A 15000-nucleotide genomic window follows, 5' to 3' on the forward strand; every position below is an offset into this window, starting at 1 on the left:
TCAGTCCTTGTCCACATCGAAGGCCAGCGGCTGATTAGGGCCGGGTGAGCCACCATTGAGTTTCGCGAAACGCGGTTCGTCACCGAGTGATTCGCTCAGGTCGTCGATCACGTCCACATCGGGCAGCAGCGGCGCGATGTCGGGCAGGTCGGCCAGCGAGGTCAAACCGAGCCGTTCCAGGAACAGCTCGGTGGTGGCGAACGTCGCCGCACCCGAATCCGGATCGGTGCCGGCCTCGGTGATCAGTCCTCGCGCCAGCAGCGTACGCATCACCGCGTCCACGTTGACGCCGCGCACCGCGCTCACCCGTGCCCGGGTGACCGGCTGACGGTACGCCACCACGGCCAGAGTCTCCAACGCGGCGCGGGTCAGCTTGGACCGGGCGCCGTCGAGCAGCAGCCGCTCGACATACGGGGCGTAGCGGGCTCGGGTGTACATCCGCCAGCCGCCCGCCGCCTCACGCAGGTCGATGCCGCTGTCGCGGGCCGCAAACTCTTCAGCCATCAGGCGCAGCTTGGCCATCACCCGATAGGCGGGCTGTTCGGTGGCCGAGGCCAGTTGGTCGACGGTCACCGGCGTGTCCACCACCAGCAACAGGGCTTCGAGCACAGCGCCGAGCTCACCGTCGTCGAGTTCACTTTCCTCGAGATCGAGCTCGGGAACCGTCGCCACATCGATGCCCAGGTCATCTCCGACCGGGTTCAGCTCACCCGGGGCATCGTCGGACTGAACTCCGGAACCGGAGATCTCGTCAGTCATGGTTAATCAGTTCTCGCTATTCTTCCGCATCAGCGGTGGCCAGATGTTCGCTGGTCGGCCGATCTCCGGTCCACGAAACCTGGAGCATTCCAAGCGGTTCTGGTTGCTCGAATGCTACCGCCTTGGCCCGGAACAGTTCGAGCAGCGCCAGGAAGCGCCCGACGATCTGGAGGCCGTCGGTGCATTCGGCCACCAACTCGGCGAAGGTCGCCCATTCGCCGATTCCCCGCTGTTCGAGCAGCGCAATGATCCGATGGGCCTGCTCGGGCACCGACACCTTGGGCGCGTGGATGTGGTCGATGCCGACGGTGGGCACCGGACGTGGGGTGAATGCCGCGGCCGCGATCTCGGCGAACTTGCCGGCGTCCACGCCCAGCATCACCTCGGGCAGCAGGTCCGAGTACCGGTCTTCCAACGACACCGCGCGCGGGTAGCTGCGCAGCGCCGCGGCCTCCAATTCGGCGAACATCAACGCGACGTTCTTGAACGCCCGGTACTGCAGCAGCCGCGCGAACAACAGGTCGCGGACCTCGAGCAGAGCGAGATCCTCTTCGTCGTGCACCTCGCCCGCGGGCAGCAGGCGGGCCGCCTTCAGGTCCAGCAGGGTGGCCGCGATCACCAGGAACGTCGTGGTCTCGTCGAGTTCCAGCCGGGCGCCGATCTCCTTGGTGTAGGCGATGAAATCGTCGGTGACCTGGTGCAGCGCCACCTCGGTGACATCGAGGCGATGCGCGAAGATCAGCTGCAGCAGCAGGTCGAACGGTCCCTCGAAGTTGGTCAGTCGGACCTGGAAGCGGTTCTGCTGCTCGCTCGTCTCCCCCGGGCTCGCCGCGTCGGCACCATCGGTGGCCGGGGTGTTCAGGACATCGTTCACGCGCCGAACCGGTCGATGACTTCGCGGGCCAGCGATCGGTAGGCCACCGCGCCACCCGACTTGGGCGCCCAGGTGGTGATCGGCTCGCCGGCCACGCTGGTCTCCGGGAAGCGCACGGTCCGGGTGATCACGGTGTCGAACACGAGGTCGCCGAACCGCTCCACGACCCGGGCCATGACCTCGCGCGCGTTCACGGTGCGCGGGTCGTAGCGCGTCACCAGGATGCCGCTGATCGCCAGCTTGGGGTTGAGCCGGTCGTGCACCTTGGCGACGGTGTCAGTCAGCAGCGCCAGGCCGCGTAGCGAGAAGTATTCACACTCGGTCGGGATGATCACCCCGTCGGCGCACGCCAGTCCGTTGACGGTCAGCAGACCGAGCGAGGGCTGGCAGTCGATCAGCACGTAGTCGTAGCGGTCCAGCACCGGGTACAGCGCCCGGGCCAGCGACTGCTCCCGACCGACCTCGTTGACCAGCTGGATCTCGGCGGCCGACAGATCGATGTTGCTGGGCACCAGGTCCAGGCCGCTGACGCGGGTCTTGATCAACACCTGGTCGATCGACACCCGCGGTTCGACCAGCAGGTTGTGCACGGTGTGGTCGAGTTCGTAGTGCGGCACGCCCAACCCGGCCGACAGCGCGCCTTGCGGGTCCAGGTCCACCAGCAGCACCCGCCGGCCGTATTCGGCCAGGCTGGCGCCCAGGTTGATGGTCGAGGTGGTCTTGCCGACCCCGCCCTTCTGGTTGCACATCGCGATGACCTTGGCCGGGCCGTGGGTCGAGCGTGGCTGGGGTTCGGGGATGTCTCGCGGTGGCCGCCCGGTCAGACCGAGCTCAGGCCCGTTGTGCTCGAACAGGCCGTCGTGTCCGCCGCCGTCATTCATACCCCACCCCTGGTCAGGCATCCCGCAGTCTCGGCGCACATCCCGGCAAGTTTAACGTCGGCGGGCTGCCAGGACGGGCAGACCCGCGGGCAATCGGTGCATATGGTGTGCGTCATGAGTCTCAAGCAGCGACTGCCGCTGTTGCGCTGGTCGTTCATCCGGATGGGAATCGGCGCCAGACACTTCGCCCGCACCGGGCAGTGGGGCGACGGGCGGGAGGCTGCGGCCGCCGACTACGTCGTGGCCAACGCCCGCGCGGGCGATCTCGACGACGTGCTCGCCACCATCGACCGATTCGCCTATGAGAAGTCGTTTCTGATCAACGTCGGTGACGAGAAGGGCGCGTTGCTCGATGCCGCGGTCACCAGGGCCGATCCCCGGCTGGCCCTGGAGTTGGGCACCTATTGCGGGTACGGGGCGATGCGCATCGCCCGGGCCGCCCCGGACGCCCGGGTGTTCTCGGTCGAGTTCTCCCCCACCAACGCCGACATCGCGCGACGCATCTGGACGCACGCCGGGGTGGCCGACCGGATCACCTGCGTCGTCGGGACGGTGGGCGACGGCGGCGCCACACTGGATACATTGTCCGCCAACGGTTTTGAATCCGGTGGGTTGGATTTCGTGTTCCTCGACCACGACAAGAACGCGTATCTGACCGATCTACAGAGCCTGCTCGACCGCACGTGGCTGCACCGCGGTTCGATCGTGGTGGCCGACAACGTGAAGCTGCCGGGCGCACCGAAGTATCTGGCCTACATGCGTGAGCAACAGGGCAGGCTCTGGGACACCGTCCATCACAAGACCCATGCCGAGTACCAGAGCCTGCTGCCGGATCTGGTGCTGGAGTCGCGGTACCTGGGCGGTTAACGCGCCCTGGGGTGTGCGCCCGCCCAGACCTCTCGCAGGGTGTGGACGGTGACCATGGTGTAGATCTGCGTGGTGGTCACCGAAGCGTGCCCCAACAGTTCCTGCACGACGCGGACGTCGGCGCCGCCGTCGAGCAGGTGGGTGGCGAAGGAGTGCCGCAGGGTGTGCGGAGACACTGCCGAGGTGATCCCGGCCCGCTCGGCCGCATCCTGCAGCACCTGCCAGGCGCTCTGCCGGGACAACCGCCCGCCTCGGGCATTGAGAAAGATCGCTGGAGTTCCCCGCCCGCGTCGGGCCAGATCGGGACGACCCCGCACCAGGTAGGCGTCCAGCGCACTCACCGCGGGGCGGCCGATGGGCACGAGGCGCTGCTTGCCGCCTTTGCCGTGCAGCAGCACCGAGCGCGCCTGGGTGTCGATGTCGTCGACGTCGAGGCCGACGGCTTCGGAGATACGCGCGCCGGTGGAGTACAGAAGTTCCAGAAGCGCCCGGTTGCGCAAGGTCAGCGGACCGTCGGCCTCGCTGTCCCCGCCGGCGGCCTCCAGTAGCGCGAGCACTTCGTCGAGGCTGAGGCTCTTGGGCAGCCGGCGGCTCGGGGTGGGCGGTTTGACGCCGCGCGCGACGTCGAGTTCGGTCATGCCCTCGGCCGTCGCAAACCGGTGCAACCCGCGGACCGCGACCACCGCCCTGGCCGCCGACACCGCCGACAGTGCGGCCACACCGGCGTCCGGGTCACCGCGACGCAGCGCGATGAGGAAGTCGCTGACGTCGGTCTCGTTCACCTTGGCCAGGTCGTCGATTCCACGCTGGGTCAGGTGTTCGGAGTAACGCCGCAGATCGCGCCGGTACGAGCTCAAGGTGTTGGCCGCCACCCCGCGCTCGATCGTCAGATGATCGAGGTAGCCCTGGAGTTGGTCGTCGAGGGCCGGGCGCAGGGGTGACGGGGTTGTCATTGCCGGCCTTTGCGCCGCCCGAATGCTGTGGGCCGATCGGTCCACGGGGCCTCGACCGTTCGCAGCGTGTCCACGTCGGGCATGGCGTGCGCCGCCAGGATTCCCGCCACCGCAATCGAGTTCACGATCTCACCGGTGAAGACCCGGTGCACCGCCTCGTCCAGCGGCACCCGATCGACGACCATGTCGGCTTCCTCGTGCTCGGATTCGGGGCGATCGACATCGGTCAGCCCGGTGGCCAGGAAGACCCGCACCCCCTCGTCGGAGAAACCGGGGCTGGACACCAGGTCCACCAACACATGCCAGTGCGCGGCGGCCAGGCCGACCTCCTCCTCCAGTTCGCGGGCCGCGGTCACCTCGGGCCGTTCACCACCGAGGTCGAGCAGTCCGGCGGGCAGTTCCCAGAGCCGACGGCCCACCGGGTGGCGGTACTGGTACACCAGGACCACGTTGCCGTCGTCGTCGAGCGCGACCACCGCCACCGCGCCGAAGTGTTCCACCACCTCGCGTCGCGCCGAACCGTCGTTCGGCATGCTGACCTCGTCGGCTCGCAACGCCAAAATGCTTCCGACGTAGACGGTTTCGCTGGACACCGTGGTGAAGTCGTGCTCCGATTCGACGCCGCGTTCAGCCAAGGGAAGCGCTTTCGGCTTCCTCGGCAACGCCGTCGGCGTCCCCGGCTTCTCCGGTGTCCTCGGTGAAATGCTCGGGAAGGTCCATGCCCGGCAGCCGCTCCTCGGCCTTGTAGGCCAACGCCGCCCCGATGAACGCCGCGAACAGCGGGTGTGGCCGGGTCGGCCGGCTCTTGAGCTCGGGGTGGGCCTGGGTGCCGACCAGGAACGGGTGGGTCTTCGCGTCGTACTCCACGAACTCCACGAGGTGTCCGTCCGGCGAGGTGCCGCTGAACTTCAACCCGCTCTTGGCGATCCGGTCTCTATAGGCGTTGTTGACCTCGTAGCGGTGCCGGTGCCGCTCGGACACCTCGGTGGCCTGATAGGCCTGCGCCACAATCGATCCGGCCTCCAGCACGGCCGGGTAGGCGCCCAGGCGCATGGTGCCGCCCAGATCGGCTTCACCGGCGACGGCATCTTCCTGATCAGCCATCGTCGAGATCACCGGATCGGGGGTCGACGGATCGAACTCGGCGGAGTTGGCGCCGGTGATCCCGACCGACCGGGCCGCCTCGATCACGATGCACTGCAGACCCAGACACAACCCCAGGACCGGAAGCCCACGCTTGCGGGCAAAGGAGATCGCTCCGAGCTTGCCCTCGATGCCGCGGATGCCGAACCCGCCGGGGATGAGCACCCCATCGACGTCGGCCAGTGCGGCGGCGGCACCGTTCTCGGTCTCGCAGTCATCCGAGGCCACCCAGCGGATCTCCACCTTGGACCGGTGCTTGAAGCCGCCGGCCCGCAGCGCCTCGGCCACTGAGAGGTAGGCATCGGACAGGTCGATGTACTTGCCCACCAAGGCAATCCGGACCGTCTCCTGCGGCTCGTGCACGCGGCGAAGCAGATCGTCCCACTCGGTCCAGTCGACGTCGCGGAACGGCAGGTTGAGCCGGCGCACCACGTAGGCGTCGAGCTCCTCACGGTGCAGCACCTTGGGGATGTCGTAGATCGAGGGCGCATCCGGGGTGGAGATCACCCCGTCGATGTCGACGTCGCACATCAGGGCGATCTTGTTCTTCAGCGGCTCGGGGACATCGCGGTCGCACCGCAGGATCAACGCGTCGGGGGTGATGCCGATGCTGCGCAGCGCGGCCACCGAATGTTGCGTCGGCTTGGTCTTGAGCTCGCCGGACGGCGCGAGGTACGGCACCAGCGACACGTGCAGGAAGAAACAGTTGTCCCGGCCCACCTCATGACGCACCTGACGGGCGGCCTCGAGGAACGGCAGCGACTCGATATCGCCCACGGTGCCGCCGATCTCGGTGATCACGATGTCGGGCCGGTGCCCGGCCGTGTCCGGTTCGGCCATCGCCAGGATGCGACTCTTGATCTCGTCGGTGATGTGCGGAATCACCTGCACGGTGTCGCCCAGATACTCGCCACGACGTTCCTTGGCGATCACCGAGGAGTACACCTGGCCCGTGGTCACGTTGGCGGATTGCGACAAATCGCGGTCCAGGAACCGCTCGTAATGGCCGACGTCGAGGTCCGTCTCGGCGCCGTCCTCGGTGACGAACACCTCACCGTGCTGAAACGGGTTCATGGTGCCGGGATCGACGTTCAGATAGGGGTCGAGCTTCTGCATTGTCACCTGCAGTCCCCGCGCGGTCAGCAGTTGACCGAGGCTCGAGGCCGTCAACCCCTTACCGAGTGAAGACGCCACGCCACCGGTGACGAAGAGGTGTTTGGTGGCGGTTTGCGGGTGCTTGCGTAAGGCGGGCAAAAGCATCCTCCGTGACGACGGGCAGGGAATCAATAAACCAGCTGTGGCCTGCCGACCCACGGAAGTTCACCTTAACACTGACGGCGACAAGTCGTCGCTGGCGCGCCGCGTGCGCTATTGCGGGATGGTCACCGACGTCGCGCCCTGCCCGGTTCCGTACTTCCCGGGTTTCCCTCCGCCCACCAGGTCGCTCAGCGCGAGTACTGCGGTGAGCTGCCCGGCGCTGGCATCGACGTCGTCGACGGTGCTGACCGCTGCCGTCAGTCCGGCATCGGACCTGGTCACGGCGACCGGCCCGGTGCCCGACGCCGAGCCGGAGCGGCCCACCAACACCGTCCCGGCGCCGTGGGGCGCCAAACCGGCGGCGAACCGGGCCACGGTGGCACCGCGGTTGCCGCCGTCGTCACCGAGCCCGCCACCGGTCACGATCAGCGCTGCATCGGCTGCCGGCATGTGCTGATCGTCATAGCTGAGGAACCCGGTGTCGCGTAGCGCGGCGAGCACGGTCTGGCGGGCCATGTCATCCACGGGCGCGGCGGCCGGATTCTTGTCGATCAGCAGGGTGATGCCCAGCAGGTCACCCGCTTGGGAACCTTGGTCCACCGCCGCGGTGCTCAGCTGCTTGCCCGCCGGAACGATCGGCGAGTTGACCACCGAGAGCAGTTTGTCGGCCGAGTTGGCTTCGACGAACTCACTCGTGAGTCCGATCGTCCCGGTCACCCGTCCGCCGGCCTGGCCGACGAACCGGGACATGGCGTCGACATCGCCGTCGTCGGCGTCAGGTGTGCGAAACACCACCACCGATTTGTCCTTCAACGCCTCGCGCACGATTCTCGGCGCCATCTGCGCGTCGAATTTCCCAGCGGCGTTGAGCTTTTCGTTCAGCGCGTTCTTCCCGTCGGTGAGCGTGTCGATCTGATGCTGCAGGTCCAACTTGTCGTCTCGAAGACCCGACAGCACGGTGTTGGACAGCAAGCCCGATCCCAGGGCCACCCCGATGGCAAGGGCCAGGAACACCGCCGCCAACGAAATCGCATGGGCACGTAACGTGATCACAGCTCACCCGCCACTTGAGCTGACCAGGCCCTGCACCCAGAGCGTGAAGCGGTTCCAGTAGTCGACCACCCAGTCGATCACCGCGCTGTCGGCGCGCGAAACCCACAGCGCGACAACGACGGCCACCAGCATGGCCAGTACCAGCAAGGCGATCGCCCCACCGGAGACCCGGCTGCGGTACAGGGTGGCCACCGCCTTGGCGTCGACGAGTTTCTCGCCGACCTTCAAGCGGGTCAGGAACGTCGACGGGTTGCTGCGTTGGCGCGAGCGGTCGAAGAACTCCTCGATGGAGGCAGTGTGCCCGGCGGTGACGATCAGCGACGCACCGTGGTGGTCACACAGCAGCAAGGCCAGGTCCGCCGCCGATCCGGCAGCCGGGAACGTCATCGCGCCGACGCCCAGATCCTGGATGCGCTCGAGGCCGGCGGCGTGGCCGTCGGCGTCGGCCGGCAACACCACCTGGGCACCGCAGCGCAGCACCTCGACGCTCATCTTGTCCGGGTCACCGACGATCAACGCCGGACGGTATCCGGCCTTGCGCAGCACGTCTGCGCCGACGCCGACGCCGACCAGTACCGGCTGGTACTCCTTGATGAACGGCTTGAGCGCCCGCAGATCCTCGGCGGCGTTGGGCTCCTCGGCCACGATCACCACATGCCTGCGGTGCAGGTCCACGTCGATGTTCGGGATCCCGATGCCGTCGATGAGCAGCGGACTCTCACTGCGGATGAACTCGATGGTGTTGCCGGCAAAGGCTTCCAGGTGTGCCACGAGGCCGCTCTTGGCGTCGTGCATCAACTCGTGGATCTCTTGGTCGTTACGCTCGGTGCCGAGCGCGATGCGCCGATCCCCGGAGTAGACGCCGCCGTTGTGCAGGCGGACCCGGGCCCCGTCTTTGACCTTCTTGAAGATGTCCGGGCCGGCTTCGTCGATCAGCACCACGCCGTTGGCGACGAGAACCTCGGGCCCGAGGTTCGGGTAGCGGCCGGAGATCGACGGGGAGGCGTTGACGACGCCGGCGATCTGCGCCTCGACCAGCGCGTCGGCGGTGATCCGGTCCAGGTCCTGGGCGTCGAGCACCACGATGTCGCCGGGGCCGACACGGCGCAGCAGCCGATCGATGTCGCGGTCCACCCGGGCAGTGCCGGTGACTCCCGGACGCGAACTGGCATGGCGGGTCAGCAGCGTGGACATCTTCATGGGCCGATTCTGTCGGGGATCGCCGGTCAGACGGCGGAGGCGCGCCGTAACACCAGCCTCAGAAGTCGTCTTTAGTCACATCAGTAACAGCCGCGCGGTCTCGGTACGACATCGAACCCGGATCCGAAAAGTGGCGCTACGGAGCGCTGCGCTCCTGCTGAGCGGCCTCCAGCAACTCCCTGGCATGCGCCCGGCCGCTGTCCGACTCCCCCAACCCGGCCAACATGCGAGCCAGCTCGGCGACCCGGTCCTCGTCCTCGATGCGCCGCACGCCGCTGGACTTGGCGCGACCGTTGCCGCTGTCGACCACCAGGTGCGCATCCGCATACGCCGCGACCTGAGGCAGGTGCGTCACCACGATCACCTGATGGGTGCGGGCCAGCCGGGCCAGCCGACGGCCGATCTGTACCGCGGCCCGCCCGCCGACCCCGGCATCGACCTCGTCGAACACCATCGTGGTGCCCGCGGTCGACGCCGACAGCACGACCTCCAACGCCAGCATCACGCGGGAGAGCTCACCGCCGGAGGCGCTCTTGGCCAGCGGCAGCACATCAGCCCCCCGGTGCGCGGTGAACCCGAACTCGACCGCGTCGACCCCGTCGTGACCGGCGTGCAGCACCGCACCATCGGGCATGGTCAGTGGCGCCGAGTCATCGGCGCGTGCCGCCATCGGGGCGACGCCGATCGTGAACACCGCGTTGGCCATGGCCAGCCCGGCCAACTCCGCGGTGACCGCCTTCGCCAGGCCCTTGGCCGCCCGGGTCCGGGCCTTGGTGAGGTCTGCGGCCGCCGTGACCACCTGCGCCTCCAGCTCGGCAACCTTGCGGTCCAGCGCGGCCAGACTCTCCTCGGACACGTCGAGCTGAGCCAACCGGTCCGCGGCCTCACGTGACCACTCCAGTACCCCGTCGACGTCGGCGGCATACTTGCGGGTCAGCGTGCGCAGCTCAGCCTGACGCGCCAGTTTGGTCTCCAAAGTGCTGGCATCACTGGGCAATTCGGAAAGATAGTCTCCGAGCTCGCCGGAGACGTCGCCGATCACCGCCATCGCCTCGGCCAGACGTCCCGCCAGCGCCTGCAGCGCCGAATCGTCGGTGGCTTCCAGGGCCCCCTGCGCGCGCCCTACCCCGTCGGCCGCCGACATCGAATCGGGTGCCGGCTCGTCGAGCTCACCGGAAAGGGCCAGGCGAGCCGTCTGCGCGGCCTCCCGGAGCGCGTCGAGTTCCGAGAGCCGGCGGATGTCGGCGATGATCGCCTCGTCCTCACCGGGAAGTGGTGCGACGGCGTCGATCTCCTGGATCCCGAAGCTGAGCCGGTCAGCTTCCTGGGCGAGTTCCCGGGCGCGATGACGACGATCCGCCAGGTCCCGACGCGCGTCGAGCCACTCCTCGCGGATCCGGCGGTAGCGGATCAGCGGCTTGTCCACCTCGGCGAACCGGTCCAGCGCCGCCCGCTGTTCGTCGGGCCGCATCAATCGCAACTGGTCGTTCTGGCCATGCAAGGTCAACACCTGGGCGGTGAAGTTGCTCAACGACTTGGCCGGCACACTGCGCCCACCCAGGTACGCCCGCGATGGCCCGGTCCGGCTCACCGAGCGGGCCGCGATCACGCTGCCGTCGTCGTCACGTTCGGCACCGGAAGACTCCAGGATGTCCTCGACCCGAACCGATACGTCCTCGCCGAGTTCGCTTGTGCTGAAGCGGCCTTCGACGACGGCACGATCAGATCCCGACCGCACCCGGGTGGCGTCCGCACGGGCTCCGCCGAGCAGGTGCAGGCTGGTCACCACCATCGTCTTGCCGGTACCGGTCTCACCGGTCAACACGGTCAAGCCACGGTCGAATTCCGCGGTGGCGGCGCTGATCGCGCCCAACGACTCGATACGGATCTCTGACAGCACAGCGATCTACTGTCCCCGCCATCCGGTGACCGGCAGCCGGAACTTACGCACCAATCGATCAGTGAACGGGGCCGAGTCCAGCCGCACCCATTTCAGCGGCGTACCGCAGCGTGTCACCTCCAGGCGGCCACCGGCCGGCACCACCATCTCGCGCCGACCGTCGCAGAACACCAGGGCGTCATTGCCGCTCGCCTCGATCTCGATGGCGATACTGGCCGCCGGGCTCGTCACCATCGGCCGGGCGAACAGCGCGTGAGCGTTGTTGGGCACCACCAGGATCGCCTCCAGGTCCGGCCACAGCACCGGGCCGCCCGCGGAGAACGCGTAGGCCGTCGAGCCCGTCGGGGTGGACACCAGTACGCCGTCACAACCGAAGGACGAGACCGGGCGGCCGTCGACCTCCAGCACCACTCCGAGCACCCCGAGCCGGGGTCCTTTCTCCAGGCTGGCTTCGTTCAGTGCCCACCCGCGGTTCACCACGTCGGTACCCACCCGCACCACGACGTCGAGGGTCATCCGCTCCTCGATGCGATAGTCACGCTCGATGATGCGCTCGAGCACGTGGTCGATGGCCTCCGCCTCCGCCTCGGCCAGGAAGCCGATGCGGCCCAGATTGACCCCCACCACCGGGATCTCGACGTTGCGGGCGAGTTCGGCCGCGCGCAGGAAGGTCCCGTCGCCGCCCAGCACCAGCACGAGTTCACAGCCCTCGGCCGCCCGTTCCTCGGCGTCGACCACCTCGATGTCGACACCCAGCGCCCGCATGTCGTCGGGCGCCAGATGCAACGGGCCGCGGTCCACCGCCTCGGCCGAGAGCACTTTCAAGCCAATACCGTTGTCGCCGAGCACTTTCTCCACCCGGCGGGCGACCTCGGTCGCCTCGTCCCGGCCGGTGTGCACCACGAGCAGGATCGTGCGTTCAGACGTCATTGCGGGCCCTCCTCAACCGCCCGTCGCACTGCCTGTTCGAGCATGTCGCCCTCCAGTGCACGGTCGGTCCCGGTACGCAGGTGCAGAAAATATTCGACGTTGCCCGATGGACCCGGAAGCGGGCTGGCCGTCACATCGACAGCATGCCACTGCAATGTGGCCGCCTTGCGGGCAACCGTACACACGGCATCGACACGCAGTTCCGGGTCGGAGACCACACCGCCGGCGCCGACCCGGTCCTTGCCCACCTCGAACTGCGGTTTCACCATCGGAACGATATCGGCGTCGGGCGCGGCGCAGGTAGTCAGCGCCGGGAGCACGGTGGCCAGCGAGATGAACGACAGATCCGCGACGATCAGCTGCACCGGGCCACCGATCGCCTCGCACGTCAACTCCCGCACATTCGTGCGCTCCAGCACGTGCACGCGTTCGTCCGAGCGCAGCGACCAGGCCAACTGCCCGTATCCGACGTCGGCGGCGACCACTTCGGCGGCGCCCCGATCAAGCAGCACCTCGGTGAAACCTCCGGTCGACGCTCCGGCATCCAGGCAGCGCCGTCCCTCGACAGCGACGTCGAAAGCGTCGAGCGCACCGATCAGCTTGTGCGCTCCCCGGGACACCCAGCTGCGCTCTTCGGTGGCGAGCACCGTGATGTTGGTATCCGAGGCGACCGCGGTCGCCGGCTTCGCCGCGGGCATCCCGTCGATACGGACCCGCCCGGCCTCGATCAGCTCAGCGGCCTGCTGGCGGGACCGGGCCAACCCGCGTCGCACCAGCTCGGCATCAACACGAGCCCGCCGCGCCACCTGCGCTCACCTTCCGGTCGCCTGCGGTCCGCCCGGTTGACCCCTGTCGACGGATTCGAGGGCAGCCACGAGCAGATCGTGGGCCTGCTCCAGCCGCGCGGCCACCACATCGATGTCCGTGCGGTCGAGCGCCGAAGGGTCCACCGCGGGATCCGGCACGCCTGCCAACACTGCAGCGACCTGCGCGCGCAGCTCGTCGGGATCAGTAGTCATAGCGACACTCACGCTAGTCGATGACGCGCTGATCGACCGGCACCGACAGCAGCGACCATCGACCCAACGCCTCGCGCGCGGCGTCATCGCCGGCCGCCACGGTGACGGAGCCGTCGGACCCGGCGTTCCACACCGCATGCGCGGCTGCCCGCACCACCGACACGTCATCGTGGGGCTGCCGGCCGGTGGCATGCACGGTGACCGTCGCCGTGTCGATGTCGACCCGCCAGGCGTCCTGCGGTGCGATCCGCAGGGCCTCGGCCTCGGTGTGCAGTCCACGAAGATCGGCGGCCAGAAAGCCCGGACGCTCCCCCGCGGCCGCATGGACGACCTCAGGAGCGGTACTGACGCCGGTGAGCACCATCAGACTCGGCAATCCGGCGGCGACGGCGCCGGCGATATCGGTGTCGAGCCGGTCACCGACCACCAGTGGCGCGGTGAACGAACCCCGGCCCAGCGCGTCGTTCATCAACGTCGGTTGCGGCTTTCCGGCCACCAGCGGCTCCCGCCCGGTCGCCGCCCGCAATGCGGCCACCATCGAGCCGTTGCCCGGTAGCAGGCCGCGTTCCGTCGGCAGGGTCAGATCCACGTTGGCGGCCACCCACAACGCCCCGGCGCGGATTGCCAGCGCCGCCTCGGCCAGGTTCGGCCACGCGGTATCCGTGGAGTGTCCCTGCACCACAGCGACCGGGCCCTCGTCGAACGTCCGAACCGGACGCAGACCGACATTGCGTACCTCATCGGCAAGAGCCTCGGCCCCCACCACCAGAACTACCGAGTCCCCCGGCAGGTGCGCGGCAAGAAGGTGGGCCGCGCTCTGTGCGCTGGTCACCACATCGTCGGCTGCCGCGGCGAACCCGAGTTCACGAAGGTGTCCGGCCACCTGACCGGGCGCACGGGAGGCGTTGTTGGTCACGTAGAGCACCCGCGCCGAGACCGCAGCCAGGCTCTCCAGTGCACCTGATGTGGGCGCGTGGCCGCGAAAGACCGTGCCATCGAGATCGAGCAGCAGGCAATCATGTTGCCGCGCAAGCGTGCTCACGTCAGGAAAGCTCCGTTATCCGGTCTTCCGCGTCAGTGATGCCTTCGACGTCGGCATGCGCGGCGTGGAGGAACCACTGCAATGCCTCGTCCCGGCGCTCGAGTGCCAGCAGGGTGTCGGCATAGACGTAGAACAGCCGGGCAGCGGTCGACCCCACTCCGGCGGGGTCGAGCTGCGGCGTGGACAGGATGGCCAACGCCTGCTCGAACTGGCCGAGGTCCGACCGGGCACCGGCCGTCACGATCCGCAGTTCGTCGGCGTCCTCGCCGGTCAAGGCGGCAGCCTCGTCGCTGCGGGCCAACTCCAACGCCCGTTCGGGCCGTCCCACCCCGCGTTCGCAATCGGCGATCATCGGCAGCAGCATCGACTTGCTGCCCATCCGCCGGGCCGCGCGCAATTCGGCAAGGGCCTGGGCCCAGTCACCGCTGTGATACGCCGCAATACCCACGGCTTCACGCACCACCGCGATCCGCCCGGCTCGGTTACGGGCGGCACGGGCATGGGCGAGCGCGGTCTCGGGATCTTCGTCGAGCAACTTGCCGGCCATCACCAGGTGGCGAGCAACGAAGTCGGCGGTGGCCTTGTCCAGGGTCACCAGTTCCCGGCGTACATCAGGGGCCAATTCTTTGGCCTCGACATCGGCCGGCAACTTCGGGCCGTCATTCCTGGGGTCGCCGTCGTCGGTGGGCTGGGCCGAACGAGCCCGGCCGGGTCCAGACACCCGGGGGGCGCCGGAGCGTTGGTCCCGTCCCCGTTGGTCGCGTTGGTCGCGGCCACGCTGATCGCGTTGATCCCGGGGACGACGCGGCCCTGAACTGCTCGATGCGCGGTCGTTCGATGCACGCCGCGGGCGCCGCTCTGCGTCGCCTTGTCTGTCTCCGACCACGTGTGCCTTTCTACCCGCCCTTCCCGCAAAGGATACTGGCAGCTACCACGGCCGACATAATCATGCCGACGCGGGCCTATCGAATATCAAGAATTAGCCGTCAAAAGAATTCGTTCATAAAAGCGAATCACCCCCCACGCATAAACGTGGGGGGTGATTCTTAATTTGTGTTCGGCGGTGTCCTACTTTTCCACCCGATAGGGCAGTATCATCGGCGCTGGCAGGCTTAGCTTCCG

15 protein-coding genes are annotated in these 15000 nt (G+C 68.0%); 1 reads left to right on the forward strand and 14 read right to left on the reverse strand.

Annotated features, from left to right (window positions below; all coding sequences use genetic code 11):
- The 3 genes from scpB to A5740_RS00560 form a co-directional block, all read right to left on the reverse strand.
- Positions 1-759, reverse strand: coding sequence for an SMC-Scp complex subunit ScpB (gene scpB, locus A5740_RS00550; RefSeq protein ID WP_076190589.1), 759 nt, complete (start codon positions 757-759; stop codon positions 1-3).
- 16 nt (positions 760-775) lie between these two features.
- On the reverse strand, positions 776-1540 hold the full coding sequence (locus tag A5740_RS00555) for a segregation/condensation protein A (RefSeq protein ID WP_139334861.1): 765 nt from the start codon (positions 1538-1540) through the stop codon (positions 776-778).
- A gap of 89 nt (positions 1541-1629) precedes the next feature.
- Complete coding sequence (locus A5740_RS00560) at positions 1630-2514, reverse strand: ParA family protein (protein ID WP_076190593.1); 885 nt, start codon at positions 2512-2514, stop codon at positions 1630-1632.
- A gap of 114 nt (positions 2515-2628) precedes the next feature.
- Here A5740_RS00560 and A5740_RS00565 point away from each other — a divergent pair, with 114 nt between their 5' ends.
- Positions 2629-3381: an O-methyltransferase gene (locus A5740_RS00565; protein ID WP_076190595.1), complete on the forward strand. Its 753-nt coding sequence runs from the start codon at positions 2629-2631 to the stop codon at positions 3379-3381.
- Here A5740_RS00565 and xerD read toward each other — a convergent pair.
- From xerD to A5740_RS00620, 11 genes are all read right to left on the reverse strand, one after another.
- Positions 3378-4334, reverse strand: coding sequence for a site-specific tyrosine recombinase XerD (gene xerD / locus A5740_RS00570; protein WP_076190597.1), 957 nt, complete (start codon positions 4332-4334; stop codon positions 3378-3380). The genes A5740_RS00565 and xerD overlap by 4 nt on opposite strands.
- Positions 4331-4969, reverse strand: coding sequence for an NUDIX hydrolase (locus A5740_RS00575; RefSeq protein WP_076190599.1), 639 nt, complete (start codon positions 4967-4969; stop codon positions 4331-4333). Before A5740_RS00575 ends, xerD begins: the two co-directional genes overlap by 4 nt.
- Positions 4962-6737 (reverse strand): CTP synthase, encoded by a 1776-nt coding sequence (locus A5740_RS00580; protein WP_254849034.1) that lies wholly within the window; start codon positions 6735-6737, stop codon positions 4962-4964. Before A5740_RS00580 ends, A5740_RS00575 begins: the two co-directional genes overlap by 8 nt.
- A gap of 108 nt (positions 6738-6845) precedes the next feature.
- Positions 6846-7787: a copper transporter gene (locus A5740_RS00585; protein WP_076190601.1), complete on the reverse strand. Its 942-nt coding sequence runs from the start codon at positions 7785-7787 to the stop codon at positions 6846-6848.
- Positions 7788-7790: 3 nt separating this feature from the next.
- Complete coding sequence (steA, locus tag A5740_RS00590; protein WP_076190603.1) at positions 7791-8987, reverse strand: putative cytokinetic ring protein SteA; 1197 nt, start codon at positions 8985-8987, stop codon at positions 7791-7793.
- Positions 8988-9123: 136 nt separating this feature from the next.
- Positions 9124-10887 carry a DNA repair protein RecN gene (gene recN, locus A5740_RS00595; protein ID WP_076190605.1) on the reverse strand — a complete coding sequence of 588 codons (1764 nt, stop codon included), beginning with the start codon at positions 10885-10887 and terminating at the stop codon, positions 9124-9126.
- Between the two features lie 6 nt (positions 10888-10893).
- Positions 10894-11817 carry an NAD kinase gene (locus tag A5740_RS00600; protein ID WP_076190607.1) on the reverse strand — a complete coding sequence of 308 codons (924 nt, stop codon included), beginning with the start codon at positions 11815-11817 and terminating at the stop codon, positions 10894-10896.
- Positions 11814-12623 carry a TlyA family RNA methyltransferase gene (locus tag A5740_RS00605; RefSeq protein WP_076190608.1) on the reverse strand — a complete coding sequence of 270 codons (810 nt, stop codon included), beginning with the start codon at positions 12621-12623 and terminating at the stop codon, positions 11814-11816. The genes A5740_RS00600 and A5740_RS00605 overlap by 4 nt, the downstream gene beginning before the upstream one ends.
- Before the next feature lie 6 nt (positions 12624-12629).
- The gene (locus tag A5740_RS00610; protein WP_076190610.1) at positions 12630-12836 is read right to left on the reverse strand and encodes a hypothetical protein; all 207 of its coding nucleotides are present in this window, start codon (positions 12834-12836) and stop codon (positions 12630-12632) included.
- Positions 12837-12849: 13 nt separating this feature from the next.
- The gene (locus A5740_RS00615) at positions 12850-13878 is read right to left on the reverse strand and encodes an HAD-IIA family hydrolase (RefSeq protein WP_076190612.1); all 1029 of its coding nucleotides are present in this window, start codon (positions 13876-13878) and stop codon (positions 12850-12852) included.
- A 1-nt stretch (position 13879) separates the two neighbouring features.
- Positions 13880-14764, reverse strand: a complete 885-nt coding sequence (locus tag A5740_RS00620; protein ID WP_076190614.1) for a tetratricopeptide repeat protein — start codon at positions 14762-14764, stop codon at positions 13880-13882.
- Positions 14765-15000: the final 236 nt, after the last annotated feature.

Source organism: Mycobacterium sp. GA-1841 (assembly GCF_001954135.1).
Taxonomy (GTDB): Bacteria; Actinomycetota; Actinomycetes; order Mycobacteriales; family Mycobacteriaceae; genus Mycobacterium.

Excerpts from the sequence above, each read along its gene's own strand:
- scpB (WP_076190589.1), bottom strand. The coding sequence starts at position 759 with ATGACTGACGAGATCTCCGGTTCCGGAGTTCAGTCCGACGATGCCCCG.
- A5740_RS00560 (WP_076190593.1), bottom strand. The coding sequence starts at position 2,514 with ATGAATGACGGCGGCGGACACGACGGCCTGTTCGAGCACAACGGGCCT.
- A5740_RS00565 (WP_076190595.1), top strand. The coding sequence starts at position 2,629 with ATGAGTCTCAAGCAGCGACTGCCGCTGTTGCGCTGGTCGTTCATCCGG.
- xerD (WP_076190597.1), bottom strand. The coding sequence starts at position 4,334 with ATGACAACCCCGTCACCCCTGCGCCCGGCCCTCGACGACCAACTCCAG.
- A5740_RS00580 (WP_254849034.1), bottom strand. The coding sequence starts at position 6,737 with ATGCTTTTGCCCGCCTTACGCAAGCACCCGCAAACCGCCACCAAACAC.
- steA (WP_076190603.1), bottom strand. The coding sequence starts at position 8,987 with ATGAAGATGTCCACGCTGCTGACCCGCCATGCCAGTTCGCGTCCGGGA.
- A5740_RS00600 (WP_076190607.1), bottom strand. The coding sequence starts at position 11,817 with ATGACGTCTGAACGCACGATCCTGCTCGTGGTGCACACCGGCCGGGAC.
- A5740_RS00610 (WP_076190610.1), bottom strand. The coding sequence starts at position 12,836 with ATGACTACTGATCCCGACGAGCTGCGCGCGCAGGTCGCTGCAGTGTTG.